The sequence below is a fragment of the Staphylococcus sp. Mo2-1 genome (genome assembly GCF_046721385.1).
GTDB classification, from domain to species: domain Bacteria; phylum Bacillota; class Bacilli; order Staphylococcales; family Staphylococcaceae; genus Staphylococcus; species Staphylococcus equorum_A.
The window spans coordinates 1,956,661-1,982,716 of the sequence record NZ_JBEUUK010000001.1 but is presented as its reverse complement, the minus strand read 5'-3'; the positions used below and the strand labels follow the sequence as shown (position 1 = coordinate 1,982,716).

The following is a 26,056-nucleotide window of genomic DNA, read 5'->3' as shown; positions in this document are numbered from 1 at the left end:
AGAAAAGCACGAGCCGAAGACTACAAGACTTTGGCTGTGACTACGTAAAGTGTGCATAAAAAAATTGCCAACAAAGTCTTAGACTTTGTCGACATACTGAAAGGACCTTTCAATTTTTGGAAGGTCCTTTATTTTATAAAATACTACTTACGCGAGTTATTTTAGGAAACGACGCACGTAAGTAGTATTATTTATTTTTTAAATAAGCTGGGAAAAATTCTGTGAATAGGTCAATAAATGATAAATACACATCTTTTTCTACATATTCATCTACTTGATGCGCTTGACTGACTAAACCAGGACCATACATAATAAATGAAAAATCTTCGTCCTTATCTACAAGTAGGTCAGAAGCATCGGTTACACCTGGTGAAGCTTCTAAAGGTAAATCAGCATTTAAATATTTGGTGCCCATTTCGTGTGCTAATTCTGCTAGTTTATTTTGACCCGTTGTATAAACAGGTGGTCTAGACATATAAGTGTCGATTTCAATATCTGTATGATCAGTTTCAACTTGTTTTAAAATTTCATTGAAATAGGAAATGAATTGTTCGTTGTCATGTTCTGGGATTGTACGTATATTAAATTCTGACTCAGCATGTTCGGGAATGGAGTTCACTTGGTTACCGCCATTAAAGATAGTAGCATTCATAATGGCATTACCTAAAAGCGTATTACTTTTATCAAATTTTTCAAAACCTTCATCCGCTTTATAAACAAATTTCACGAGTGGCGAAATCGCATTAAAACCAAGGTGTGGCATCGAACTGTGTGAAGCTTTACCTTTTGAAGTAACACGAATATCCATTGAACCTTTATGTGCATAAACAATTCTATCTTGAGATGGTTCGGCAATAACAAGTGCTTCGACATCTTTCATATAACCTTGTTCTTGGAAAGCTTTTGCGCCTTCACCTACGATTTCTTCGCCCGCAGTTGCGAGTAAACGAATTCTTCCATGGTCTATTAACCCTTGTTCTTTGATATCAATCAAGCTGATAACCAATGCGACAAGTCCTGATTTCATATCTGCAGAACCACGTCCATAAAATTTATTATCTACTTCAGTTAATTTGAATGGGTCATATGTCCATTTATTTTTATCGCCTTCTGAAACGACATCCATATGCCCTGAAATACCTAGAACAGGCCCATCTTCACCAATTTCTGCTATTAAATTTGCACGTGTATCGTTGATTTTAATTATTTTGGAGTCGATACCATGTTTAGATAATAAACCTTTAAGATATTCACATACTTCAATTTCGTGGTCATTAACAGATTTAATACTTACTAAATCTTCTAGTACTTGAACTTTTTCTGCTTCTGAAAATTTACTCATCTTAATAAAACCCCTTTTCTTTAAATAATAACCATCTGTCAACTTAATTATATCTGAAGATTCCGACTAATTAAATTTTAACGTATTGAAATAGGGGATAAATAATGAAAGTGAAATTTATTCGAGTTTTTATTTATATTTTGAGCCCATATCGTATGTTTAACAAAAAAATCATACATGGCTCTTAGATGAAGTGCGATCTAGGGACCTTGTATGAGTATTAACATTGTGTGATAAAGTTTCTGTTTTTAATGAACTAGTAAGATTAGATTGTAATTCATCGGGTACGCGATTACTTTCAGTTGTTGTCTTTTCAGATGAAGCTTCATTATTGTATTCTACATTTTCAATGTTTGTAGGCTTATCAGTATCTAATACTGCACCCTTCATATCATTACCTTGCATACTTCCAACTAAAATCATAATGAGATAGCTACAAGTGATAAGAAATACAACACCAAGATATATAGAAACTACTAATTTAACAGATTTACTCATAAACTGCCTCCTATATAGATTTATTGTTCCCTACACACATAAGATAACATTTAATTTTTAATAACATGTTAAGAAGCAGTAAATATTATATATTTGTTTATGGCAAAATAAACCGCAATACTAAATTAAATTTAAATTTTTCGATAAAAAATATTTATTTTTTCTAAAAATATAAATGCCATTAAATAAGGGTTTATAAAGATAAAAGATGAATATTACATGTATTGTAAATTTGAATTTACGAAATATTAATCAATAATTCAAACAATTTATATTAAATCAATAACTGCATGGTAGCATAACGGTATTGATAGGTAGGAATTGTTTAAACGTTGTGAATGCTATTTTTAGTTGATACATCTTCACTATGTATTAAGAACATGATTAACCTGCTTTGATATATACATAAAATTAAATACGCTGCTGAAAAGAGGGATAAAATTTGCTACTCATCATCATATGTGTAGGTCTCATTCTTTGGCTAGGTATTGTTGAGAAAAAACAACATTCCTACAGATTAGAAAAAGTACCGATACGCATAAATATAAATGGTATAAGAGGTAAATCTACTATAACTAGATTGATTTACAGTACACTGCGTGAGGATAACTACCGAGTTATAGGTAAAACAACAGGGACAGATGCACGTATGCTGTATTGGTTTACACCAAGAGAGTATCCAGTTTATAGGAAGCCTCAAGGAGCAAATATCGGCGAACAACGTGACATTATTCGCAAAGTTGTAAAACAAAAAGCCAATGCGTTAGTAAATGAATGTATGGCAGTTAATCCAGATTATCAAATTACATTCCAAAAAGACTTAGTGAAAGCAAATATTGGTGTGATTGTGAATGTGATGGAAGATCATATGGATGTGTTAGGTCCAACATTAGATGAGGTAGCCGAAGCATTTACCGCAACCATTCCATACAAAGGACATCTTGTAGTGATGAAAGATGATTATACTAAATTTTTTGCTAAAGTTGCTAAAAAACGTAAAACAAAATTAATTGTTGTTAATAAAGAAGATGTGCCTGAATCCTATCTCAGAAAGTTCGGTTACATTGTATTCCCAGATAATGTTGCAATTGCTATGGGCGTTGCCGAAGCAATGGGCATAGATCGAGATACAGCTCTGAGTGGCATGTTAAATGCGCCACCTGATGTTGGAGCGGTTGAAGTTAAATACTTTAATGCTAACAATTCAACTAACGTTTATGTTAATGCATTTGCTGCAAATGAGCCGAAATCTTCAAAAGCAATACTAGACAAAGTTGAAACCTATAATTATCCATATAAAAAAATTGTACTTATATTAAATTGTCGTTCTGACAGGATCGACAGAACGAGACAATTTTGTGAAGATTTTTTAAAGGATGTCGAATTCGATACATTAATTTGTACTGGTAAAAGTACTCAAATGGTCAACGATGTAATGAAAGGCCAGCCGAATAAGAAGTATTTAAACTTCGAAGGTAAAGATATAAAAGAAGTTGAGCGCGCATTATATAAAGAGTCTCAAAATGCCTTGATTTTCTGTGTTGGTAACATTCACGGACCAGGTAAAGAAATAGCGCAATATATAGAAGGGATCAAATAATATGATAGGTTCAGAGTTATATTTTTCATTATTTGTGGGCATTGTACTAAGTCTCATCTTTGCCGAAAAATTTGGTATTAGTCCAGCTGGATTAGTAGTACCAGGATATTTAGCACTGATTTTTGATCAGCCGATTATGTTACTATCTGTACTCATTATTAGTTGCATTACATATTTCATTGTTAATCATGGTGTAAGCAAAATCGTAATTTTATATGGTCGTAGAAAATTTGCGGCAATGATACTTACTGGTATGGTATTAAAGTTTGTATTTGACATCATTTATCCCTTAACTCCTTTTGAAATGGTGGAGATGTCAGGGATTGGCGTTGTTATTCCAGGTATCATAGCAAATACAATTCAAAAACAAGGTGTCATTATTACTTTATCTACATGTATGTTATTAACATGTATTACTTATGTCATCTTATTCTTTTATAGCTTTATCAATTAGTAAGGAGCATAAATATGAAACAATCTAAACGATTTACTATAGAGGAACGGGTATTAAAATGGACGAAACGTCACAAAAAACGCAACTCTATATACACCGGCATTATTTTAATAGGGGCAATTGCACTTTTAATATTCACTATGTCATCACAAAAAGTTGAACCAGTTCAAGCTATGAAGAAAGCCAAGGATGATATAAGGATGACTTATTTAGGCAATATAGAAATGAATAAGCATATAAGGAAAAATAATATTAATGACACCTTTAGTCCGATAGAAAGTGTTTTAAATGCGAGTGATTACTCAACAGCAAGTTTAAAACTCACTAATTTTTCAGATGATAGAAAGACAAACATTAATATGAATTTAGAGAACGTCATGTTTTTGAAGGGTTTAAATATTAAAAGTTTAAATATTATCAACAAAGTCACCGATAATATAACAGCGAGAGAGTTTAGTAGAGCGGTAGAAGGGCAGGTCTGGTTATAATTATTTAACTGGAAATGGTTCGAATCCTATTAATAGTAAAACAGTACAGCAAACAGTTAAAGGTAAAAAAATTGCCAACGTTTCGTTTACAGACGTTGAATCTGATTACACGGACACCTTGAAAAATACAACATCGGTGAGTTTAGAACCGAATATCTATATTCCATTAATTAAAAAGTTAAAAGAGGAAAATGATTATGTTGTGGCTAATGTTGATTGGGGAATAACGGATGAACGCGCTGTTACAACAAGACAAAAGAAATATGCACATTCACTTGTTGATGCTTGGTGCAGATGTCATTATCGGTCATAACTCAGTTATTCAACAGATAGAAAAATACAAAGATACGAGTATTTTTTATAGCCTTGGTAACGTAACTTCTGAAGATTTTTTATCTAAAAATAAACAAGGCTTAGCTGTTCAGCAAAATTGGAATGGTAAAGATTCAGAATTTATGGTAACACCAATTAAATCACAAGGTGGAAAAATTACAGAATCCAATCCTAACAAAGTGGAAGAAATTAAATTATTGAACAATATTGAAAGTAAGAGTGTAGACCTTAAAAAAGAGAATGGAGGTTACGTATATGAACATTAAAACACAATGGGTGGGCATTACGGTAGTTTCAATAGTATTAGTCATCTTTTTATTAATTGTATTTGCTCGTGCGAATGAAGGCTTAGATCAATATGAACAAAATGAACTTAAAACATCGCATCACCAATATTTGTCTAAAGGAGCTTAAGTATGAGTATTTATAATAAAAAAACACTCATCGTAATCTTACTCCTTACTATAATCATTTCTTTTATCTTTTTTATAGCAACCAAAGAAGATAATTATAATAAAGATGAATTATATGAAAATAAGATTGCTGATCATGATCAAAACCCATCTGATGAAAATTATGGTGTTGCGTCTAATAACCCAATAGCAAGCCGTGTTGGTGAGAAAATTATTAAAGATGGAGGAAATGCTGTAGATGCTTCCATGGGAGTTTCATATGCATTAGCAATAACCGAGCCTCACTCCTCTGGCTTAGGTGGAGGAGGCGCAATGTTATCCTATGATGGCAAACCGAATGTTGCGCCAAAGCAATGGCAATACAAAGATATTTCATCATTTAAATATGATGAGAAAGACGAAATAGGCACACCAGGTTTTGTACGAGGGATACATGATGCCCATAAAGAAGCGGGTAAAATGGATGAAGAGAAAATCTTAAACTATGTGATTCCTTTAGCAGAAGATGGGTTTGAAGTGGATTCGGAATTAGAACGCAGTTTGAAATTATATGGTTCTGATGTTGATAGAAACTCACCATTCTTTGAAGATGACAAAACTAAAAGAGAAGGCGAAGTAGTTAAACAGCCAGAATTAGCTAAAACAATTAAAGGAATTAGAGATCATGGGCCAGACTATTTCTATGATAAAGTGGGCGAAAGTGTTTCTGATCAAGTAGATGAAGAAATAACTGAAAAAGATTTTAATAGTTATAAAACCACGAAAAAAGAACCGGTTAGTACAGATTATTTAAATACTAAAGTATATTCTGCATCTAATCCATTAGGTGGCACATTGATGCTTCAAGGTTTAGAAATAGATGAAGCAACAAACAATCAAGTGCCACAAAATACCCAATCTGCGCCAACAAATGAACAAATAGATCCAAATAATCAAACTACCCCTAATAACCGTTTAGATTATATTACTGGTATTTTAAAATCGAGAGCACTTATGTATCGAAATAGAGATATAGTCAATGGCCAAGATGAAGATTACGATGAATACTTATCTCAAGATTATTTACTAGGCAAACTAAATGAAGTGAACTTTGAAAGTAATTTCAATACAAATAATGTAGATAATACCAGTACAACACACTTTGTTGTAGTTGATAAAGAGGGCAAAGTAACAAGTACGACTAATACCTTATCAAGTTTCTTTGGTTCAGGTGATTTTATGAAGGAAGGCTTCTATATGAATAACTCTTTATCAAACTTTTCTTCTGATCCGTTAAGCCCTAACCATGGTGGGAAACATAAAACACCTAGATCATATACAGCTCCAAGTATAGTGGTGGGTCCTGATTATTATATGGGTATTGGGACGCCAGGAGGTAATAAGATTCCTACCACAACCAATGAAGTCTTGATAGATTACTTAAAGGGTAATGGCACGCTTCAAGAGTCAATAGATAAGCCACGCTTTTACAATGATGGTGGTACAGTGTTTTATGAAAATGCTATGAGTAAGGCAGATGTTGCTATTTTCAAAAGTTTAGGTTTTAAAGTAGAAGAAAAACGAAATGATCCTAACTTTGGTAGTGTGCAAGCAACACTTTACAATAAAAATGATAAGACTGTAGAAATAGGTCACGATGTTGGTAATAGATAACATAAGACGCAAGCTAAATTGATGATTCTAGAAAACAACATAAATTTGATGACAAAAAGTGAAAAGGTAGATTTCCTATTTAAGGAAGTCTGCTTTTTTGTCATATTAATTTAAATAAGTTTAGGATGTTAGTCGGAAATAAATTTTATAAAGTTCTGTAATATTTATTATTAAAGTAAAGATATGGTTTGAAATTAGAAAAAAACTGTATTAACTTGTACGGGGATGGATATAAGTAGAAAAAGACCATAATAGTTGGTAATATAATGTTTATATAATGCATTTTATGAGTAGAGTATAAAAATGGACTTATAAAATATGTTTATATAGCAAGATATTTAATAATAAAATTTAAAAAGTAAAATAAAAACTGAAAAAGCAACAACTACATAGGAGGGAAATATATGATATATGCTGGTATTTTGGCTGGAGGTATTGGATCACGAATGGGAAATGTTCCATTACCAAAACAATTTTTAGATTTAGATGGGAAACCTATCCTTATTCATACAGTAGAGAAATTCTTATTAACAAGTGAATTCGATAAAATCTTTATTGCTACACCTCAAAAATGGATTTCTCATACAAAAGATACTTTACGTAAACATAATATTAATGATGACAGAATTAAAGTTGTGCAAGGCGGCGAGGACCGTAATGAAACCATTATGAGTATCATAGAGGCAGCAGAAGCCGAAAACGGTATTACTGATGAAGATGTTATTGTTACACATGATGCAGTTAGACCATTTTTAACACATCGCATTATTAAAGAGAACATAGCAAGTGTTTTAAAATATGGTGCAGTAGATACTGTAATAACTGCGACTGACACAATCATCACATCAGAAGATGGTGAGTCTATAAAGTCTATACCAGTTAGAAGTGAAATGTATCAAGGTCAAACGCCTCAATCATTTAATATTAATTTGTTAAGAAATAGTTATAATGAGCTCTCAAGCGATGATAAGAAAATTATGACAGATGCCTGTAAGATACTAGTTGTAGCAAACAAATCTGTAAGACTAGTTATGGGAGAATTATACAATATAAAAATAACGACACCTTATGATCTTAAAGTTGCTAACTCAATCATAAAAGGTGGGATGTCGAGTGATTAATCAAGTATATCAACTCGTTGCTCCGAGACAATTTGAAGTAACATATAATAATGAAGACATTAAAAGCGATAAAGTTATTATAAGACCATTGTATTTGTCAATTTGCGCCGCAGATCAAAGATATTACACAGGTAGCAGAAATGAAAAAGTGCTGAAAAATAAGTTGCCAATGTCGTTGATTCATGAAGGTGTTGGTGAAGTTGTTTATGACAATAAAGGTGTGTTTGAGATTGGTACGAGAGTCATTATGGTGCCTAATACACCTGTGGAAAAAGATGATGTTATAGCTGAAAATTATTTACCAAGCAGTAAATTTAGATCGAGTGGATTTGATGGGTTTATGCAAGATTATGTATTTATGGATCACGATAGAGTCGTTGAAATAGATGATAGTATCGAAGATTTAAGTACAATTGCTTATTCAGAATTAGTCAGTGTAGCCTGGCATGCAATTCAACGTTTTGAACGTAAATCAATTTCATATAAAAATAGTTTTGGCGTATGGGGAGATGGGAATTTAGGTTATATAACAGCTATTTTACTCCATAAACTATATCCAGACGCTAAAATTTATGTTTTTGGTAAAACGGATTACAAATTAAGTCATTTTTCATTTGTAGAACATATATATCATATTCATGAAGTTCCAGAAGATGTCTCATTTGACCATGGTTTCGAATGTGTGGGCGGTAAAGGAAGCCAGTCTGCGGTGAATCAGATTATTGATTTGATTTCTCCAGAAGGGACAATTAGTTTGTTAGGCGTAAGTGAATATCCAATAGAAGTAAATACACGTCTTGTACTAGAAAAAGGTATAACGATGTTTGGAAGTAGTAGAAGTGGTGCACAAGATTTCAGAGATGTTGCTCAATTTTATAAAGACAATCCTGATGTCGTTGAAAAATTAGCACTTCTAAAAGGTAATGAATTTGATATTAAAACCATTAATGATGCTGTAAAAGCATTTGAAACAGATTTATCCACATCATGGGGCAAGACTGTGCTTAAATGGACAATGTAAAGAACGTGAATATATAAATATAAACAAGATAACTGAAAATTCAATTTATATTTATTTTCAACTATTCTAAATTAGTTATTAATATCGGTTCAAGGGTTTTAAAACTAATTAATTGAACAAGAGAGGGTTTTTAAAATTGAGCAAATCTAAAATAATAATTGATGACATCTATTGGGAGCGAATTCAATTATTTATTGAAGGTCACGTTAATGATATTGAGCTTAACAAGAAAAATTTTGTTTTGCGAAATTTGACTGAAACTAAAGAATTAGCGAGCAAATGATGTGAAAATTGAAGGGAATAAATTTAGAGCACGTTTTAACGTGGCGATTTTAGATGATGGAAACTATCTTCCATCTGGTGAATATCTCATTGTCTACAAGGATGATTTTGATTATATTGCCCATATCAATGAAGCGTTACTGAATCCTAATAGTTATGAATTAGATGATATCCAACTAGAAGAATATGAAGCAGAAGAAACACAAAATGGAAAAAATAATTATCTTTTGACCCATTATGAGTTTGTATTTAAAAAAGGTGGCAATTCTAAGAAAACAGAATATGCTGTTCAGCCCATGATTTCGAGCGAAGTAAATGAATTTGTATTAAATATTGATTTTAAAGCGCCTGAACCGAAAGTAAATCCAATTAAGAAAAAAATGATGGATTTGCGTTTAAAATACAATAGATACTCTTTTAATGTGCGTAATTTTGTATTTCAATCTATATTTAAAGTTACTAAATTTTTCCACTTGAAAAAAGGGAATACAGTATTATTCACTTCTGATTCAAGAGAATATATGTCAGGTAACTTTGAGTATGTATATAACGAAATGCTGCGTCAAAATTTAGATGAAAAGTATAAAATTCATGCCTTGTTTAAATCTAATATTTCAGCTAGAAGAAATTTCATTGATAAATTTAAGTTTCCGTTTTTATTAGGTAAAGCAGATTATATTTTCGTAGATGATTTTCACCCACTACTATATACAGTGAAGTTTAGAAAAAGCCAAGAAATTATACAGGTTTGGCATGCAGTTGGGGCATTTAAAACAGTTGGATATAGCCGTACTGGTAAAAAAGGCGGTCCGTTCTTTAATTCTGTTAACCACAGAAACTATACAAAAGCCTTTGTATCCTCTGAAACAGACATCCCTTTTTATGGGGAAGCATTTGGCATTAAAGAACAGAATATTATACCAACAGGCGTGCCTAGAACAGACATTCTTTTCGATGAAAATTATGAAAGAGAAATTGTAGCTGAAATGGAGCAAGATTTACCTATCATTAAAGGTAAAAAAGTTATTCTATTTGCACCAACATTTAGAGGCGGCGGCCACCACACAGCACATTACCCATTCTTTAAAATAGACTTTGCGAGATTTGCTCGCTATTGTCGTGAAAATAATGCTGTTGTACTGTTCAAAATGCATCCATTTGTAAAAAACAGATTGAATATACCTAGAGAATATGAACAATATTTTGTAGATGTATCAGATTTTAGAGAAGTTAACGACATTCTATTTGTTACAGATATATTGATTAGTGATTATTCTTCTCTAGTATATGAATTTGCAGTATTTAAACGTCCAATGCTCTTTTATGCATTCGACCTTGAAGACTATATTACTTCACGTGATTTTTATGAACCATATGAAACTTTTGTTCCAGGTAAAATTATTGAATCATTTGATGATTTAATTACAGCATTAGATAATAACGATTACGAAGTAGAAAAAGTATCACCTTTCTTAGACAAACACTTTAAATATCAAGATGGGCGATCAAGTGAACGTTTAGTAAGAAATGTATTTGGAAGTTAACTTATAGAACAACTAAAATAATAAGGTGAATATAGTGAGTTAAGTACAATGATAAATAGACTGATGGTAAGATATAGCGTATATTTTAATTGCTATTAAACTAAGTATATTGCATTGTATCTTAACTCACTTTTTATGAGGTGAAATAAAGTGAAATTTTCAATTATAGTACCAAGCTATAACTCAGAAAAATATATTGAAGAGTTATTAAACAGTTTAAAAAATCAAAAGTATGATAAAAAAGATTTTGAAGTGATACTTGTAGACGATTGTTCAACAGATGACACTCTAAAAATTGTAGAACCATATAAAGACAAAATGAATTTGATTGTGAAAAAACTTGATGCAAATTCAGGTGGTCCAGGTAAACCAAGAAATACAGCACTACAAATTGCTCAAGGAGAATATGTATTTTTTGTAGACTCTGATGATTATATTAATAACGATACGTTAAAAGATGTGTCTAAATTTGTAGATAACAATAATGCAGATGTGGTATTAGTAAGAATGGAAGGTGTAAATGGTCGTGGTGTTCCAAGGTCTATGTTTAAAGAAACGAGCGACTCTGTGACACTAGAAAATTCGAGGATCATATATACACTAGGTCCTACTAAGTTTTATAGAACCTCATTATTACGCAATAATAATATTGATTTTCCAGAAGATTTGCGTAGCGCTGAAGATCAACTATTTACAATGAAAGCTTATCTTAATGCAGATAAAATAGCCGTATTAGCTGATAAACCTTATTACTATGCTACAAAACGTGAAGGCGAACATATGAGTTCAGCCTACGTTTCACCAGAAGATTTTTACAAGGTCATGTCATTGATAACAGAAGCAATATTAGACAGTCCTTTAGATAATAAACATAAGGTGCTAGGTTATTTTATAGATCGTCATTTCTCTTTCTCAAGAACTAATAATTTTTCTCTAAAAATAGCAGATGATAAAAAAGAAGTATGGATGGATGCATTAGGTGACTTTATTCAAAAAGTACCTTCTGAAGTAGATGAATTAGTAAACGATGCGTTGAAACCATTGTTGTATTACGCACGTCTAAAAGATATGAAACATTACCAAAAGGTTGAAGAAAGTTATAAAAATGGTCGCTTTTATAACTATAATGCACATCAAGGAGAGCTAGAAATACAATTTGGTGAAAATGAGCCGTTTTTCACATTCAAACAATTGATTAAACCTGATTTAAGAATGTCACAGTTTAAATTTAATGATAAAGGATTTGAAATAGAACTAGAATTCTTAAAATCAATTATTAATCCTAATCATGTTGCGACAATGATTCAATTAAAACTTGTATCTCGAAATAAAAAAGAGCTGATTTATGTACCATTAGCAATTAATGATCAATCTCACTTTAAATTTAGTGCGTCGATGAATGATATAATCCCATACTTGGTGAAAGAAAAAGTTTGGGATGCCTTTTTAGAGATGAGAGTAGATAACATGATTGTGGAAAAACGTATTGGTAGTAAACGTGCAAAATACCCTTATGAGGTAGAGACAAGTACAATTGCAGAAAATAATAATAAATATTATCGCTTTACACCATACTTCACAAAAGATTTTGATAACCTGTCATTCTATGTAACTAACAATAAACTTTATGACATGTTAGAAGTTACTTCTAAAGACAGTAAAACAATACAATTACGTAGCTTAAAATTCAATTACTTATTATCAGAAGGTATGACAGCACTTATGTTGTCTAAACGCTTCACGTATGGTTATTTAAACAGTTTAGCAACAAACGATAAGATGACGTATCATTTAACTGTTCAAGAGAAAGTGAAAGTAAACGAACTTAAAAAGAATTTTAGAATTGAAACGCCGCACTTAATTTTAAAGTATTAATTATATATTAGTATATCTTTAAAGATATCTAAGCATAAACTCAAAATTGAATAGATGACTGTTAGAATTCTACGGAAATCTAACAGTCATTTTTTATTTAACAATATAATTATTTTATGGGGATCATGAAATATAAAATTGAAGAATTAGAAACTGTTAATACCATAGGTTCTTTATGAGCATGCATATTTAATTTTGCTAATGGATAGTTGGTATTATTTATCTGTTTTAGTATTGCAGGATTAATATATTTTTGGTTGAGCTTGTGAGGTACCAAGTGTGAAACTATACCATGATTACGGTTGAGTAACCGCGTAAAAACAGGGAAATCGTTAGAGAAGTTATGGCTAATATTGACTTCTAAGGATCTATGAGTCTTATTACTTTGATTATTAAACAGTAAAAAATGATAATGGTTTTTTGTTTTAGCTATGATGCCATAAGAAAGTAATACAACTTGATTGTTGATAAAAGGCTTCAATAAACTATAAACATGAACGATAGGCATTGCGCTTTGGTGGTGATTGATAAGCATAAAGTGTGTTTTATCATCTGTGTAATATGCATAGCCAAAGCCACCGATCTGTTGACTCAGTTCAATCAATAGTTCAATCAATAATATATGAGTAGCATCAGTCTCATTATTGAAATAAACTTTCAATGCGTTATGCGTTATTTTACTGAAGATTAATTTTTTTGATTGTTTTCTTCCAATTTGATGAAGAAATAGCGCTATATTTTGTTTTAAAGTATTTTCTGATTTAGAATAAGTTATTTTTTTTGAAATTAAATTTCCAAATGTAATCAAGTCATAATTAACATAAAAATAATCTACTTGTAATGCATTAATTTTCTTAATAATGTGAGTGAGGTTATGACCATATTCAATAAAAGGGTCTATAACAATTCCTGTTTTTAACAAAGGAAACTGGTGATTTAATCTTTTGATGAGCAATGGCATATCTTTAATAGAACTGGTTTCAAGTTCAAACAATAGCGTTATTTGTTCTAAGAAATTTTTAGTATTTAGGGTTTCTTTCAATACTTTAAGTACATGATAATCAAATGTTTCTACTAAATTTAAAGTAGTAATTTTAAATGTTAAATCATACCCTTGAGTAATTAAATATTTAATTGTATCCAATAACTGTTGCGTATCTAAATCATTTAAGTACACGAAGTCTGTATTTTTAATTAAAAAATTTACTTTAGAGAAGTTGGAATAAATATTATTTTGTATAGCATGGTAATTAAATTTTAATAAGTCTTGTAAATTATCTAACCGAATAACCATAAAAGTATCTTCGAAGTGTTGGTCAAAAGATAGGCTAGGTAGATTTAAAGTATAGGGCAATTCTATTTGATTACGAGAAAAGTTATAAATATCCGAAAAATATTTAGACAAATTAGGCTCATTAATTGCTATTTGATAAGGATTGTTGAAATAACCTTTTCTAAATTGATAAATATACCTTTTAGGAGGTACGCCAATATAATGTTTGAAATGTTTTGAATAAGTACTTACATTCATAAACTTATATTTTGTTGCTACATCATGAATCGCTTTATTATCCTGTATTAAATCAAATATGGATAAAGCGATTTTTAATGAACTTATATAGTGTTTAAAATTCATAGTTAATATTTTTGAGAATAAAATAGAGATATAGGATTGCGAAATGAAAAAAGTTTTGGATACTTGTTTAGTAGTTAAAGCATCATAGATGTTTTTATGGATATATTGCGTTAGGCGATAAACTAGCGGGTGCTTTGTGTATAGGGGTGGTAAATAATTATTTTGTAATGTCACTTTTGCTTCTTTTAGTAAAAACTCAATTATATTAGAAATATAATAATTCATTGCATTTTTGTCTTGAAAATTATTTTGGAGCTTTTGTAAAATTAAGTTTTTGAATTGCTCGACATAACGTATTTTATTAAAGTCAAAAAATGCATGGGATAAACACGTATCCTTTTCAATAAATAAAGGTAATGGGATATTTAGTTCAAGAAGATCTTGAACATCAATCATTTGATATAAATCAGCATTGTTAATTATAACGCCATTTTCTATCGTTATAATTGAGCCATTCAAATTAATTTTACATGGCTTTCCTAGTGGAAGTAGTATAATTACTTTATTTATACAGCGTGTTAATTCAGTTGTGTAATGACTTCTAATAGATAAAGAACTTATCACAAATATCACCTTTGCCTAAATATAAACCGATTGCTTTATAGTAATAACGCTATTGTACAACTGTGACATGAAAAAATGTTCGAATATCAAATAAGATTAACAAAAGGATATCTTAAAGTAATAATTAGTCATTTAGATAAATGACTTCTTAAAGAAACATGGGAATTCATTAAAATTATTGTGTTCTAAATTAACAAATAAGGTACTTTATTTAAAAAGAAAAAATCTAGATGCGTTGAAAATAAATGGGTTTGTATATATTTTTAAAATATAGGCTAAATATATGCAATAAACATAAAAGTGAGGATATAAGTGTTTGTGTTGTAAATTAAAGTGAGAGAAAGTATTAAATAATGAAAAAGTAATGCGCTTCTTGCAATTAGAACGAAAGGTGACGTACTAACTTTATGATTTATTTAAAAGGATAATAAGGGGAAGCGTGAACTATACAAGAAGATCTAAAACCACAGCCTGAAAGTGATTTTAGATCTCTTTGCAAAGGGCCTATATTGAAGTATATGCTCATTTGCTGAGAATCATGTTTATACGCTTTATTAAAACGGGTGCATAAAGTTTAATTCTGGGAATGGAATATAACTATGATGATAAACGGCACGTTTATGGGCCTTTATATAAAACGCAAACACATTCTCTACAAATATTATATAACTAACAATGTAGTCTTACAATATAAATTGCATAAATAATAAAAATTTGTACAATTTAAAGTGGAATGATTAAAATGCTTTAACTTTTTTGAAATTAAAATAAGTTAGCACTAAATAAAGAGAGAGAAATAAATTTTTAGTGGAATCATTTTTGCTTAGCATATAAGTCTATAGATTTAAAAAGTAAAATTGAACAAGTAATAAATAAAAACAAAGTGAATAAGCCATTAAATAAAGTATTTCTGAAAATTTGAAAAATAGTGATAGAGCTAAGTTTTTCTAAAAATATAGAGCCACTTGTCTTGATTTCAAACAGATCAAGGGAAAACAGTATTAACGTGATAAAGATCATATATAGTAAAGCTATGACAAAAAGGTTTAATATGTCAGACACAAATATTTTTTTCATAGTCACCAAGCTCCTCTCTTATTTCTCTATAGCCGATTAAACAATAAATAATAGTAATATGTATAAATTTACTAAAACTTTACAAAAGGTATAATAAAGCGAGTTATAGTGAACAATATAAATGCCATATAAGAAAAAGTGAGAATTTAATAAAATAACTTTAAATTTTAGGTCAAAACTGTTTAACATACCAATATTGTGCTAAAGAGTAAGTAGTTGGATTTTATCAAGAAGGGGAGGTTCAATATGTATAAAGCTATTATCTTTGATGTATATGGAACAATCTTTGATATGTCATCTTTAGAAAATGATATGACTCAATTTGATGATGAACTAGCCGCATCAATTTCAAAACTATGGCGAAAGACACAATTAAACCATATGTTTTTAAGACAAATTATGCAGCGCTATATTCCGTTTGATGATTTAACTAAAGATGCTTTACGATATGTACTGGATGAACATAAAATACAGTATAATAGAGATGATGTAAATCAATTATTTGATGCCTTTTTAGATTTAAATTATTTTAATGAAATACCACGTGTACTTTCTAGTTTGAATGCCAAAGGTTTTGATATAGGTGTACTATCCAATGGTAATGATAGTATGTTAATGCCATTAGTCGACAATTCCAAAATCAGTGACTATATAAACACTGTAATTAGTGTAGATGAGATTAAACAATATAAGCCAAGCCCTGCAAGTTATGCGCTAATATTAGAATATTATAAAATGACTAGAGAAGATATTTTGTTTGTATCTTCAAACTCCTGGGATGTAACAGGTGCGGCTAATTTTGGTTTTGATACCGTATGGGTAAACCGTAAAGGTGAACAATATGATAATAACGGTCAGTCGCCAACTATTACAGTGAATAATTTAAATGAAATGGCAAAATGGTTAGAAATGAATAAATAAATATAATAATAAAACAGCCCTAAATTTTAGGGCTGTTCAGAGTGTCGACAAAGTTTACGATTTTGTCGGCATTTTTTGTATAGACTTTTGCGATCACAGCCTGAGCCTGTAGTCTTTTTATTAACTAGTCAGGAGTCGGCCCAAATCAATGTGACTCTTCAAACAAAAATAATATGTTAGATTTAAATTTTATTTATGAAGTTGCCGAAGACAAATATTTGAAATGTATAGTATTATTTCAACGGAAGCGCACTTAAATCTAATTGGTAAAAGGCTAAATCAAGCCACGTATCAAATTTATAACCTACATTATGTATGGTGCCGGAATGCGTAAAGTTAAATTTCTTATGTAAATAAATACTATAATCATTTGTAGCATCAATACCGGCAACTAATGTTTTATAGCCATTGCTGTGGGCCTGTTGAATGATTTCTGAGAGTAATTGAGAAGCAATTCCTTTACCTCTATGGTGTTTATTAACATAAATAGAATGTTCAATTGAGTATTGATAGGCGGGCCAATCTCGAAATGAACCATAAGTAGCAAAACCGATTGCTTCTCCTTGTTCTTCATATACGATTACAGGTTCATTATTGTCGGTCTTTTTTTGAACCAAGCTTCTCGCGATTCTAGGGTTTGGGGCTTATATGTATAAACTGCTGTAGTATTGAGTATAGCGTCATTATAGATATCTAATATATTAGGTAAGTCAGATTGAACTGCGTGGCGTATCATAAAATATCATCCTTTCAGTGAGGTTTTGTAAAAAATTCATAAGTGTAGTTAGAAAATCATTTATTTATATTTAACACCTAATATGATAAATACGCAATTTATTGTTATGAAAGTTAACATCTTAGATTATATAATAGATATTACCTTAGGAAATGAATGTATAGCCTATTATGCGTTGTGCTATACTTATGTAGAATTCTATAATAATTAAAGCTAATAAAGGAGTTATAAAGCATGAAAAAATGGGGGAGCCGACTCATTTCACTTGTTGGAGTATTGCTTATATTGGCAGCTATTTATATCTTTGCCAAGCCACATATTGATAATTATTTTACTGAAAAAGAGAATAATGAAAAGGTTGAAACTTTCGATCAACAACACAATAAGAACCAACGAAAGCATGTTGAAATACCAAAAGATAAATCAAAAATGGCAGGCTATATATCTGTACCAGATGCAGATATAAAAACACCAGTTTATCCTGGACCGGCGACACCAACACAACTTAAAAGAGGTGTGAGTTTTGCTGAAGCAGATGAATCATTAGAAGATCAAAACATTGCAATTGCTGGCCATACATTCACAGGTTCATCGACCTATCAATTTTCTAATTTGCCAAAAGCAAAAGAAGGAAGCAGTGTCTATTTTAAAACTGGTAATGAGGAAAAGACATATAAAATCACTAAAATATTTGATGTAAAACCTGAAGATGTTGAAGTTCTAGAAGAACAACAATCAGATAAACAGCAACTAACTTTAATCACTTGTGATAACTATAATGACCAAACTGGTGAATGGGAAGACCGTAAAATATTTGTTGCAGAAGCAACTTAAATGAAATTAGAACGTGAAAAAAAGACCGTATCGAGACGATGGTATTAAACTACTGTGATTAAACAAGAGTGTAGTTTAACGACAAGCATGAGCTTGCAATAATCGCTTGATAACGGTCTTTTTATTATTTATCGATAACGTCGATAAAACGTTTTGTAATTTCTTTTGGACGAGTAATTGCGCCACCAACGACAGTGCAATGCACACCAAGATTAGTAACTGCTTTGAACATCTCAGGTGTAATAACATTACCTTCAGCAATGACTTTAGCATCAACATTTGCTAAAACATCTTTAAGAAATTGGAAATTATTTTCATATAAAATATGTCCTTTAGTATAAGATGTATAGCCACGTAATGTAGTGCCTACATAATCGAAACCTAATTCGTCCGCGTATTGAGCTTCTTCAAGCGTTGAAATATCAGCCATGATTTCGACATTTGGTGCTGCTTGACGAATATATGAAACAAGTTCTTGTAGTGATTCTTTAGGACGTTGTTGTTTTGTAGCATCTAAGGCAATGACTTCACATTTGCTTTCAATTAATTCGTCAATTTCTTGACTTGTTGCGGTAATAAAAACGTCTGAATTATCGTAATCACGTTTAACGATACCAATAATTGGGAGGTGAACTTCTTTTTTGATAGCAATGATATCTTCTTTAGAATTTGCTCTAATGCCAACTGCGCCACCTTCGTATGCGGCTAGAGCCATTTTTGACATGATAAATGATGAGTGTAAAGGCTCATCAGATAGAGCTTGGCATGAAACAATTAATCCTTGTGGTAACATAATTTTGCACTCCATAACTTTTAGTAGATTTAATATTAAAATTAATTTGTATCGACTTAGTAATTTTAATATAACATCAAGAAAATAATAATCAATAGTTTTCGTTGTTATGAAAAACATTTTCATATATACTTTAATTATTATTTATTTTGAAAGGGTGAATTTTATGAAATTTGAAAATCGTGTTCAACGTTATCATCATTTATTTACAAAAACTGATAAACAAATTGTTGATTACATTCAAAATAATGATTTTGATGATACATTTTCCACAATTAATTCATTAGCCTATGCAATCAAAACATCGCCGGCGACCATTACACGCTTTAGCAATAAGTTGAATTATGACAACTTTCAAGATTTGAAATTTAATTTACAACAGGAAATGACAGACAGAGTTATTGAGAATAGCCCGCTTATTCAACGCATTCATAAGTACCATCAAGATATTATTCAACAAACTGGAGAGTTTATTTCTGATGAGAAAATTCAACGTTTTGTAAACCAAATTAATCGTAGTCGTCAGATTATTTATGCTGGTCTCGGTAGTTCAGGCTTATCTGCAACTGAATTTTACTATCGTATGATGCGCATGGGATTGAAAGGGAGTGTCTCTACAGATGCACATCAAATGAAAATTTTTGCGTCCTTATTAACAGCTTCTGATACTTTTGTAGCGATTTCAAATAGCGGTGAGACTACAGAGTTAATTGCTGCAGCTGAAATTGCCCATGAACGCGGTGCTTATGTAGTCGTCATAACAAATTATGAAGGCGAGCACGTTAACACAATGCGCAGATTTAGTATTAATTACAACGGATCAATCTAGAATTAATGATACACAATTTATTAATACACAAATTGCGACACTTTTCTTAATAGATATCGTCAGTTATTTATTGCTCGGATGACGAATATATGAATAATGTCTATCAACAAACTAAAAAAGTAATTTTAAATGAATGATAATAAAAAGATAACCTGCGAAATTGGGTGCGCGACTTTCCTCATATTTACTGAACGACATGTCGTCGTTTAAGTTAGAAGAAACGCATGATTTCACAGGTCATTTTTAAAATTTAGAAATTGCACCAAATAATGAAGCGTGATTTTGTGTACGTGTAGTTTGTATAGTCTGCGTGACCATATTGTGGTGGTAAAAAACGTTCTATTTTTGGTGTGATATATTTTAGTAATTGTTGGTCTTGAGAGGATATACCGCCACCGATAAGAATTAAACCAGGATCATAGATGATTTGAATTTGTGCAATCCCTTCAGCAACAGCTTGGCTCCATTGGTTAAGAATAGATAGGGCCAGCGTGTCTTCTTGTTCAGCTAATTCAAATAGTTTAGGGACATCATCTTCATAAGGAAAAGCACGAGATAGCATTAAAGCTTTAAGTGCTGAAGTTGAGGCACGTTGCTCGAATGTCTTATTGTCTTCCGGGTTATATAATAAATAACCGATTTCGTTTGCCCTGTTACGTTCTCCATTGTATAACTGCAACGTATTGTTATAAAAAGCACCGCCGACGCCAGTACCTAGTGTAAGACAAAATATATTATCCACTTCATATTGGTGAAGGCAAAGTTCACCGAGTAAGGCGGCATTCACGTCATTAAAGACTTGTACTTGTGCACTCAGTGGTGCGAGTAAATTGTGAAAATTTGTTCCATTATAATTAGGTATCGTTGGTCCAGTGTAGACAACGATGCCGTTTTCTTCATCGATGACGCCAGCGCTAGATATGCCTACCTGTAAAGGGTTGAGATTGTGTGTGTGTTGAAAGTGCTCTACTAATGCATATACCGTATCGACGATAAGATGATTAATATTGTCAGGTGTAGAAACTTTGTGATAATCGATAAAATTTAAATCTTCGTCTAAAACAGCGACTTTAATAGCTGTTCCTCCGATATCAATTGCGACTTTATAATTTTCCATATGCGATGCCTCCTGTAACGTCTTCTTATTATATGTATCATCTTTGTATTTAAATGTGTAGTTATAATCACATTTGAAAATTATTTTCATAAAATATCATAACAAATGATGAAACTTTTCAAAAAGCTATTGCTACTATTTATGGTAGCGTTTACAATTTTAAGTGTAAATAGAAATCTATGAAAGATGATATATAAATCAGTGAGTGATGATATACATTTTTTATAATAATAACTTAAGAAAAATAGATGGAGGGTTATCACATGGAAGAGAATTTAAAAGGTTTATATGCGGCGTTGTTGGTACCATTTGATGAGCAAGGCCAAGTGAAAGAAGAAGGATTACAACAGATTGTTAAAAACGCAATTGAAACAGAAGGTTTAGATGGTTTATATGTTAATGGTAGTTCAGGTGAAAACTTTTTAATAAATAAAGAACAGAAAAAACAAATCTTTAAACTTGCAAAAGAAGCAGTAAATGATGATGTGAAGATGATTGCACAAGTCGGTTCTTTAGATTTAAATGAAGCGATTGAATTGGGAAAATATGCTACAGAGTTGGGCTATGATGCTATTTCAGCAGTTACGCCATTTTACTATCCTTTCTCATTCGAAGAAATTAAAGATTATTATTTTGAATTAATTGAAGCAACTCAAAATAATCTCATTATATATGCTATTCCTGATTTAACGGGTGTAAATATATCAATTGAGCAATTCGGAGAACTCTTCAATCACGAAAAAGTAATCGGTGTGAAATACACGGCACCAAACTTCTTCTTGCTTGAGCGTATACGTAAAGCGTATCCAAATAAACTAATACTTTCTGGCTTTGATGAAATGTTAGTTCAAGCCGCAATATCTGGGGTAGATGGTGCAATTGGCTCAACTTATAATGTAAACGGCAAACGCGCAAGACAAATTTTTGAAAAAGCTCAAAATGGTGAAATTGAGGAAGCTTATCAAATTCAACATGATACAAATGACATTATTGAAAATGTATTATCCATGGGCATTTATTCAACATTAAAAGAAATTTTAGCAACACGTGGTATTGATGGTGGTCAACCTAAGCGTCCATTCAAACCATTTGATGAAAGTAATAGAAGTAAATTGGAAACATTAATCAAAAACTATAATTTATAAAACATCACGTAAGGGGATGAAGTAAATGCAACAGGTAGGTTTTGGTACATGGAACTGGGTAGCAGTAATCGTTTATTTATTAATTATGCTGTTAGTTGGGGCATATTTTACAAAACGAGCAAGTCAAAATACAGATAGCTTTTTCACGGCAAGCGGACGTTTGCCATCTTGGGCGGTAGGATTTTCTATTTATGCGACCACTTTAAGTGCGATCACATTTATGTCTACGCCAGAAAAAGCATTTCTAACTGACTGGTCTTATATTGCTGGTAATATTGCAATTGTAGCAATTATTCCACTGTTAATTTATTTTTATGTGCCGTTTTTCAAAAAGTTAAATGTTACTTCGGCATACGAGTATTTAGAAGCACGATTTGGACCGAGTGTCCGCGTCATAGGTTCATTACTGTTTGTGTTATTTCATATAGGTAGAGTTGCAATAGTAATTTATTTACCTACATTGGCAATCACAGCAGTATCTGATATGAATCCTTATGTAGTGGCAAGTCTGGTCGGCATACTTTGTATCTTATATACTTTCCTAGGGGGCTTTGAAGGTGTAGTATGGAGTGACTTTATTCAAGGGGTTATCTTATTAGGTGGTGCCGCGGCAATTATCATCTTAGGGGTAACGCATATACAAGGTGGTATGGATACACTTATATCAGATGCTTTAGAGAACAAGAAAATTATTAGTGCAGATAACTGGAAATTAAATTCAGCAGCTGCGGCGATTCCTATTATTTTCTTAGGGAATATATTTAATAACTTGCACCAATATACGGCGAGTCAAGACGTAGTACAACGTTATCAAGCGTCAGATTCGATGAAAGAAACAAAAAAATCATTATGGATGAATGGTGCTTTAGCATTAATTTCTGCACCATTATTTTATGGTATGGGTACAATGCTTTATTCATTCTATAGCCATGAAAGTAGTTTGCCAGAAGGTTTTAATACATCATCAATCGTACCTTACTTTATACTTACTGAAATGCCGCCATTTATTGCCGGTTTACTAATCGCTGCTATTTTTGCAGCCGCGCAGTCAACGATTTCATCAAGCTTAAATTCAATTTCTGCTTGTTTATCTGTCGATATTAAACATAGATTTTTCGGTAAAGGTGAAGAGAAAAAAGAAGTTACGTTTGCAAGATGGATGATTATTTTATCAGGTTTGTTTGGTTTTGGAATGTCACTCTATCTTATTGCAGCGGATTCCAATGATTTATGGGATTTATTCTTATTAGTTACAGGTCTTGTAGGCGTACCATTAGCAGGTGTATTTGCGGTTGGTATCTTTACAAAACGTACGAATACATTTGGTGTCATTGTAGGATTGATTTTGGGAATTATATTTGCTTATATCTTTAACGGTGTAGGTGGAGGAAGTTCACCATTCTTCGTTTCCATTATTTCATTTGTAGTTGCATTTATCTTCTCTTATATTGTGAGTATTATTGTTCCAGGTGAGAAGAAAGATATTAAAGGTTTAACTATTTATGATATTAAAGAAAAATCTAATTATGTATCTAAAGTACATGTTAAAAAACCTAAAAGTTAAGCATGATTATACAACAACTTTCCTTAATTAAAATAACTGTTAAAGCTATAATATAGTTTGAAATAAAAGTGAAAATTACAATATTGGAAGCATATAAACTGTCGAAAAAGCATCAAATTTTCCGGCAGTTTTTGTATTTGTTTTCCATTATTTAAGTTACATGAAAAAATATAAAATTGATTTTTGTAATAAGACAGTGTGGGTTAAGTATTAATAATTAAATTACAATATATAATGAATTTACTTTGAATCAAACTGTATAGTCGATATAATATAAAGATATACATAATAAGGAAGATTTGAGGGGACATTATGATAAAAGCAATTGCAGTTGATATGGATGGAACATTTTTAGATTCCAAAAAAGGTTATGATGAAAAAAGATTTGAACAAATTTTTCAACAGCTCAAAGCACATGACATTAAGTTTATTGCAGCAAGTGGTAACCAATATGCAAAATTAAAATCTATTTTCGGGCAACGTGATATGTTGTTTGTGGCTGAAAACGGTGCGGTTATATATGAAGGAGATACTTTATATGACTATGAAGCATTTGATAGAAGCTTTTATCAAAAAGTAATTGACTATTTAAATATTGAGCGTGGCATTGATAATCTGATTGTTTGTGGATTACGCAGTGCATATATATTAAAAGATAATACGGAAGCATTTAAAAAAGATGCGCATTTTTATTATCGTCAATTGGAAGAAATTGAGTCATTTCAAGATTTGCCAGAGGATGAATATGTGAAAATAGCATTGAATATTAATAGAAACTCACATCCGACACTGGATGATGATTTAACTAAAAACTTTACAGAAGATTTAAAACTTGTGTCGAGTGGTCGAGACAGTATCGATCTTATTATACCTGGAATGACTAAAGGCCAGGCATTGCATCGTTTACTTAAAAAATGGGAATTAAGTCCTGATAGCCTGATGGCATTTGGTGATGCCAATAATGACTTAGATATGTTAGAACTTGCAACACATAGTTATGTTATGAAAAATAGTGAAGATGAAACATTATTTGAAGTAGCAAATCACATCGCACCTACGAATGATGAGCAAGGCGTGTTAACTGTGATTGAGGAAAAAGTATTAAAAGTACTGAATTAAATAGGGAAGCGGGACAGAAATCTTTAACTTTGCTGTATTTATGTACCTTACGCTTAAACTGTCGACAAAATCGTAACGTTGTTGGCAGTTTTTTTGTCCTTTCTACAAACATAACTTTGACAGTGCTATATAAATTTCATACTCGCTTGCCTAGGGCTATAAGCCTCAGCCTATAGTCTTGGGCTCGTGCTGTTCCCTCAGGCGTCTCGTATGAAATAATGATTTGGATACTATAGTTTATATAAAGAGAGTTGATTTATTATAAATCATACTCGCTTGCAAGAGCACAGCCTTAGTCGTTTATATTAGCCACTACAATTATATAAACATATTATTTCAATAAGAATTAAAAAGTAGCTATACTAAGATATATAATTGATTTGAAAGGTAGGTCACTCAGGTTATGACACAAATGCAACAAACGATATTAGATGCGTTTAATTTTAGACATGCAACAAAACGTTTTGACGCAAGTAAAAAAATAGAAGACAGTGATTTTAATACTATTTTAGAAGCGGGCAGACTTTCACCAAGTTCACTTGGATTAGAGCCGTGGAAATTTGTTGTAATTCAAAATAGTGAGATCAGAAATAAATTGAAAGAAATCAGTTGGGGGGCACAAGGCCAACTAGATACAGCAAGTCATTTTGTATTGCTTTTAGCACGCAAAAATGTAACAGCAAAATCACCTTTCGTTCAACATATGATACGTGATATTAAACAATATAGTGAAGAAAGTATTCCCGCAACAGAAGAAAAATTTGAAAGTTTCCAAACAAGTTTCCATATTAATGATACTGAACAAACATTGTTAGATTGGGCTAAAAAACAAACATATATTGCACTTGGTAATATGATGACGAGTGCGGCATTGTTAAACATTGATTCTTGTCCTATCGAAGGCTTTGATTTAGATGCGGTTACTCAATTCTTAGATGAAGAAGGTATTGCAGATACAGCACACTTTGCACCTTCCGTAATGGTCGCTTTTGGTTATAGAGAAACAGAATCGAAAGACAAAGTACGTCAGCCACAATCAGATGTTGTAACGTGGTTATAATAAACTATTAGTAAAATATTTAATTTATATAATAAAT

At 31.4% G+C, this 26,056-nt stretch carries 18 protein-coding genes and 4 pseudogenes; 16 read left to right on the top strand and 6 right to left on the bottom strand.

Annotation, left to right across the window (positions count from 1 at the left end; genetic code table 11):
• Positions 1-187: 187 nt before the first annotated feature.
• Positions 188-1,342 carry an ArgE/DapE family deacylase gene (locus ABLV95_RS10080; RefSeq protein ID WP_460871996.1) on the bottom strand — a complete coding sequence of 385 codons (1,155 nt, stop codon included), beginning with the start codon at positions 1,340-1,342 and terminating at the stop codon, positions 188-190.
• 171 nt (positions 1,343-1,513) lie between these two features.
• Positions 1,514-1,840, bottom strand: a complete 327-nt coding sequence (locus tag ABLV95_RS10075) for a hypothetical protein (protein WP_427706364.1) — start codon at positions 1,838-1,840, stop codon at positions 1,514-1,516.
• Between the two features lie 442 nt (positions 1,841-2,282).
• Between ABLV95_RS10075 and pgsB the strand changes: the two genes are divergently transcribed.
• The 9 genes and pseudogenes from pgsB (at position 2,283) to ABLV95_RS10030 (ending at position 12,624) form a co-directional block, all read left to right on the top strand.
• Positions 2,283-3,440 carry a poly-gamma-glutamate synthase PgsB gene (gene pgsB, locus ABLV95_RS10070; RefSeq protein ID WP_427706366.1) on the top strand — a complete coding sequence of 386 codons (1,158 nt, stop codon included), beginning with the start codon at positions 2,283-2,285 and terminating at the stop codon, positions 3,438-3,440.
• Between the two features lies 1 nt (position 3,441).
• Complete coding sequence (gene pgsC / locus ABLV95_RS10065; RefSeq protein WP_002506667.1) at positions 3,442-3,894, top strand: poly-gamma-glutamate biosynthesis protein PgsC; 453 nt, start codon at positions 3,442-3,444, stop codon at positions 3,892-3,894.
• Positions 3,895-3,908: 14 nt separating this feature from the next.
• A pseudogene (locus ABLV95_RS10060) lies at positions 3,909-4,981 on the top strand (CapA family protein).
• A complete protein-coding gene (locus ABLV95_RS10055) occupies positions 4,971-5,129 on the top strand; it encodes a hypothetical protein (RefSeq protein WP_172793174.1) in 159 nt (52 codons plus the stop codon). Before ABLV95_RS10060 ends, ABLV95_RS10055 begins: the two are co-directional and overlap by 11 nt.
• Before the next feature lie 2 nt (positions 5,130-5,131).
• Positions 5,132-6,781, top strand: coding sequence for a gamma-glutamyltransferase (locus tag ABLV95_RS10050; RefSeq protein WP_460875511.1), 1,650 nt, complete (start codon positions 5,132-5,134; stop codon positions 6,779-6,781).
• 404 nt (positions 6,782-7,185) lie between these two features.
• The gene (locus ABLV95_RS10045; protein ID WP_340754835.1) at positions 7,186-7,902 is read left to right on the top strand and encodes a D-ribitol-5-phosphate cytidylyltransferase; all 717 of its coding nucleotides are present in this window, start codon (positions 7,186-7,188) and stop codon (positions 7,900-7,902) included.
• On the top strand, positions 7,895-8,923 hold the full coding sequence (locus ABLV95_RS10040; RefSeq protein ID WP_427706370.1) for an alcohol dehydrogenase catalytic domain-containing protein: 1,029 nt from the start codon (positions 7,895-7,897) through the stop codon (positions 8,921-8,923). The genes ABLV95_RS10045 and ABLV95_RS10040 overlap by 8 nt, the downstream gene beginning before the upstream one ends.
• Positions 8,924-9,207: 284 nt before the next feature.
• Positions 9,208-10,749, top strand: coding sequence for a teichoic acid ribitol-phosphate polymerase TarL (gene tarL, locus ABLV95_RS10035; protein WP_460875509.1), 1,542 nt, complete (start codon positions 9,208-9,210; stop codon positions 10,747-10,749).
• A gap of 150 nt (positions 10,750-10,899) precedes the next feature.
• Positions 10,900-12,624, top strand: coding sequence for a glycosyltransferase (locus ABLV95_RS10030; RefSeq protein ID WP_427706374.1), 1,725 nt, complete (start codon positions 10,900-10,902; stop codon positions 12,622-12,624).
• Between the two features lie 109 nt (positions 12,625-12,733).
• Here ABLV95_RS10030 and ABLV95_RS10025 read toward each other — a convergent pair whose 3' ends face one another.
• Positions 12,734-14,656 carry a helix-turn-helix domain-containing protein gene (locus tag ABLV95_RS10025; protein WP_427706376.1) on the bottom strand — a complete coding sequence of 641 codons (1,923 nt, stop codon included), beginning with the start codon at positions 14,654-14,656 and terminating at the stop codon, positions 12,734-12,736.
• Between the two features lie 1,491 nt (positions 14,657-16,147).
• On the opposite strand from ABLV95_RS10025, the gene ABLV95_RS10020 reads away from it, so the two are divergent.
• Entirely contained in the window at positions 16,148-16,822 is a 675-nt protein-coding gene (locus ABLV95_RS10020) for a haloacid dehalogenase type II (RefSeq protein WP_069817170.1), read from the top strand.
• A 233-nt stretch (positions 16,823-17,055) separates the two neighbouring features.
• Here the strand turns inward: ABLV95_RS10020 and ABLV95_RS10015 are convergent.
• Positions 17,056-17,558 (bottom strand): annotated as a pseudogene (locus tag ABLV95_RS10015) (N-acetyltransferase family protein).
• 234 nt (positions 17,559-17,792) lie between these two features.
• Here ABLV95_RS10015 and srtA point away from each other — a divergent pair.
• Positions 17,793-18,392, top strand: a complete 600-nt coding sequence (gene srtA / locus ABLV95_RS10010; RefSeq protein WP_427706380.1) for a class A sortase SrtA — start codon at positions 17,793-17,795, stop codon at positions 18,390-18,392.
• A 124-nt stretch (positions 18,393-18,516) separates the two neighbouring features.
• Here the strand turns inward: srtA and ABLV95_RS10005 are convergent, their stop codons facing one another.
• On the bottom strand, positions 18,517-19,185 hold the full coding sequence (locus ABLV95_RS10005) for an N-acetylmannosamine-6-phosphate 2-epimerase (RefSeq protein WP_069817164.1): 669 nt from the start codon (positions 19,183-19,185) through the stop codon (positions 18,517-18,519).
• A 166-nt stretch (positions 19,186-19,351) separates the two neighbouring features.
• Here ABLV95_RS10005 and ABLV95_RS10000 point away from each other — a divergent pair.
• Positions 19,352-20,151: pseudogene (locus ABLV95_RS10000) on the top strand (MurR/RpiR family transcriptional regulator).
• A gap of 106 nt (positions 20,152-20,257) precedes the next feature.
• Here the strand turns inward: ABLV95_RS10000 and ABLV95_RS09995 are convergent.
• Positions 20,258-21,131, bottom strand: a pseudogene (locus ABLV95_RS09995) (ROK family protein).
• 263 nt (positions 21,132-21,394) lie between these two features.
• On the opposite strand from ABLV95_RS09995, the gene ABLV95_RS09990 reads away from it, so the two are divergent.
• The 4 genes from ABLV95_RS09990 (at position 21,395) to ABLV95_RS09975 (ending at position 26,019) form a co-directional block, all read left to right on the top strand.
• Positions 21,395-22,276 carry an N-acetylneuraminate lyase gene (locus ABLV95_RS09990; RefSeq protein ID WP_069817158.1) on the top strand — a complete coding sequence of 294 codons (882 nt, stop codon included), beginning with the start codon at positions 21,395-21,397 and terminating at the stop codon, positions 22,274-22,276.
• 25 nt (positions 22,277-22,301) lie between these two features.
• Complete coding sequence (locus ABLV95_RS09985; RefSeq protein ID WP_427706384.1) at positions 22,302-23,840, top strand: sodium:solute symporter family protein; 1,539 nt, start codon at positions 22,302-22,304, stop codon at positions 23,838-23,840.
• A 312-nt stretch (positions 23,841-24,152) separates the two neighbouring features.
• Positions 24,153-24,959, top strand: coding sequence for a Cof-type HAD-IIB family hydrolase (locus ABLV95_RS09980; protein ID WP_069817154.1), 807 nt, complete (start codon positions 24,153-24,155; stop codon positions 24,957-24,959).
• Between the two features lie 403 nt (positions 24,960-25,362).
• Positions 25,363-26,019 carry an NAD(P)H-dependent oxidoreductase gene (locus ABLV95_RS09975; protein WP_460875505.1) on the top strand — a complete coding sequence of 219 codons (657 nt, stop codon included), beginning with the start codon at positions 25,363-25,365 and terminating at the stop codon, positions 26,017-26,019.
• Positions 26,020-26,056 lie beyond the last annotated feature (37 nt).

Excerpts from the sequence above, each read along its gene's own strand:
- ABLV95_RS10080 (WP_460871996.1), bottom strand. The coding sequence starts at position 1,342 with ATGAGTAAATTTTCAGAAGCAGAAAAAGTTCAAGTACTAGAAGATTTA.
- ABLV95_RS10075 (WP_427706364.1), bottom strand. The coding sequence starts at position 1,840 with ATGAGTAAATCTGTTAAATTAGTAGTTTCTATATATCTTGGTGTTGTA.
- pgsC (WP_002506667.1), top strand. The coding sequence starts at position 3,442 with ATGATAGGTTCAGAGTTATATTTTTCATTATTTGTGGGCATTGTACTA.
- ABLV95_RS10055 (WP_172793174.1), top strand. The coding sequence starts at position 4,971 with ATGAACATTAAAACACAATGGGTGGGCATTACGGTAGTTTCAATAGTA.
- ABLV95_RS10050 (WP_460875511.1), top strand. The coding sequence starts at position 5,132 with ATGAGTATTTATAATAAAAAAACACTCATCGTAATCTTACTCCTTACT.
- ABLV95_RS10045 (WP_340754835.1), top strand. The coding sequence starts at position 7,186 with ATGATATATGCTGGTATTTTGGCTGGAGGTATTGGATCACGAATGGGA.
- ABLV95_RS10025 (WP_427706376.1), bottom strand. The coding sequence starts at position 14,656 with ATGATTGATGTTCAAGATCTTCTTGAACTAAATATCCCATTACCTTTA.
- ABLV95_RS10020 (WP_069817170.1), top strand. The coding sequence starts at position 16,148 with ATGTATAAAGCTATTATCTTTGATGTATATGGAACAATCTTTGATATG.
- srtA (WP_427706380.1), top strand. The coding sequence starts at position 17,793 with ATGAAAAAATGGGGGAGCCGACTCATTTCACTTGTTGGAGTATTGCTT.
- ABLV95_RS10005 (WP_069817164.1), bottom strand. The coding sequence starts at position 19,185 with ATGTTACCACAAGGATTAATTGTTTCATGCCAAGCTCTATCTGATGAG.
- ABLV95_RS09990 (WP_069817158.1), top strand. The coding sequence starts at position 21,395 with ATGGAAGAGAATTTAAAAGGTTTATATGCGGCGTTGTTGGTACCATTT.
- ABLV95_RS09985 (WP_427706384.1), top strand. The coding sequence starts at position 22,302 with ATGCAACAGGTAGGTTTTGGTACATGGAACTGGGTAGCAGTAATCGTT.
- ABLV95_RS09980 (WP_069817154.1), top strand. The coding sequence starts at position 24,153 with ATGATAAAAGCAATTGCAGTTGATATGGATGGAACATTTTTAGATTCC.
- ABLV95_RS09975 (WP_460875505.1), top strand. The coding sequence starts at position 25,363 with ATGACACAAATGCAACAAACGATATTAGATGCGTTTAATTTTAGACAT.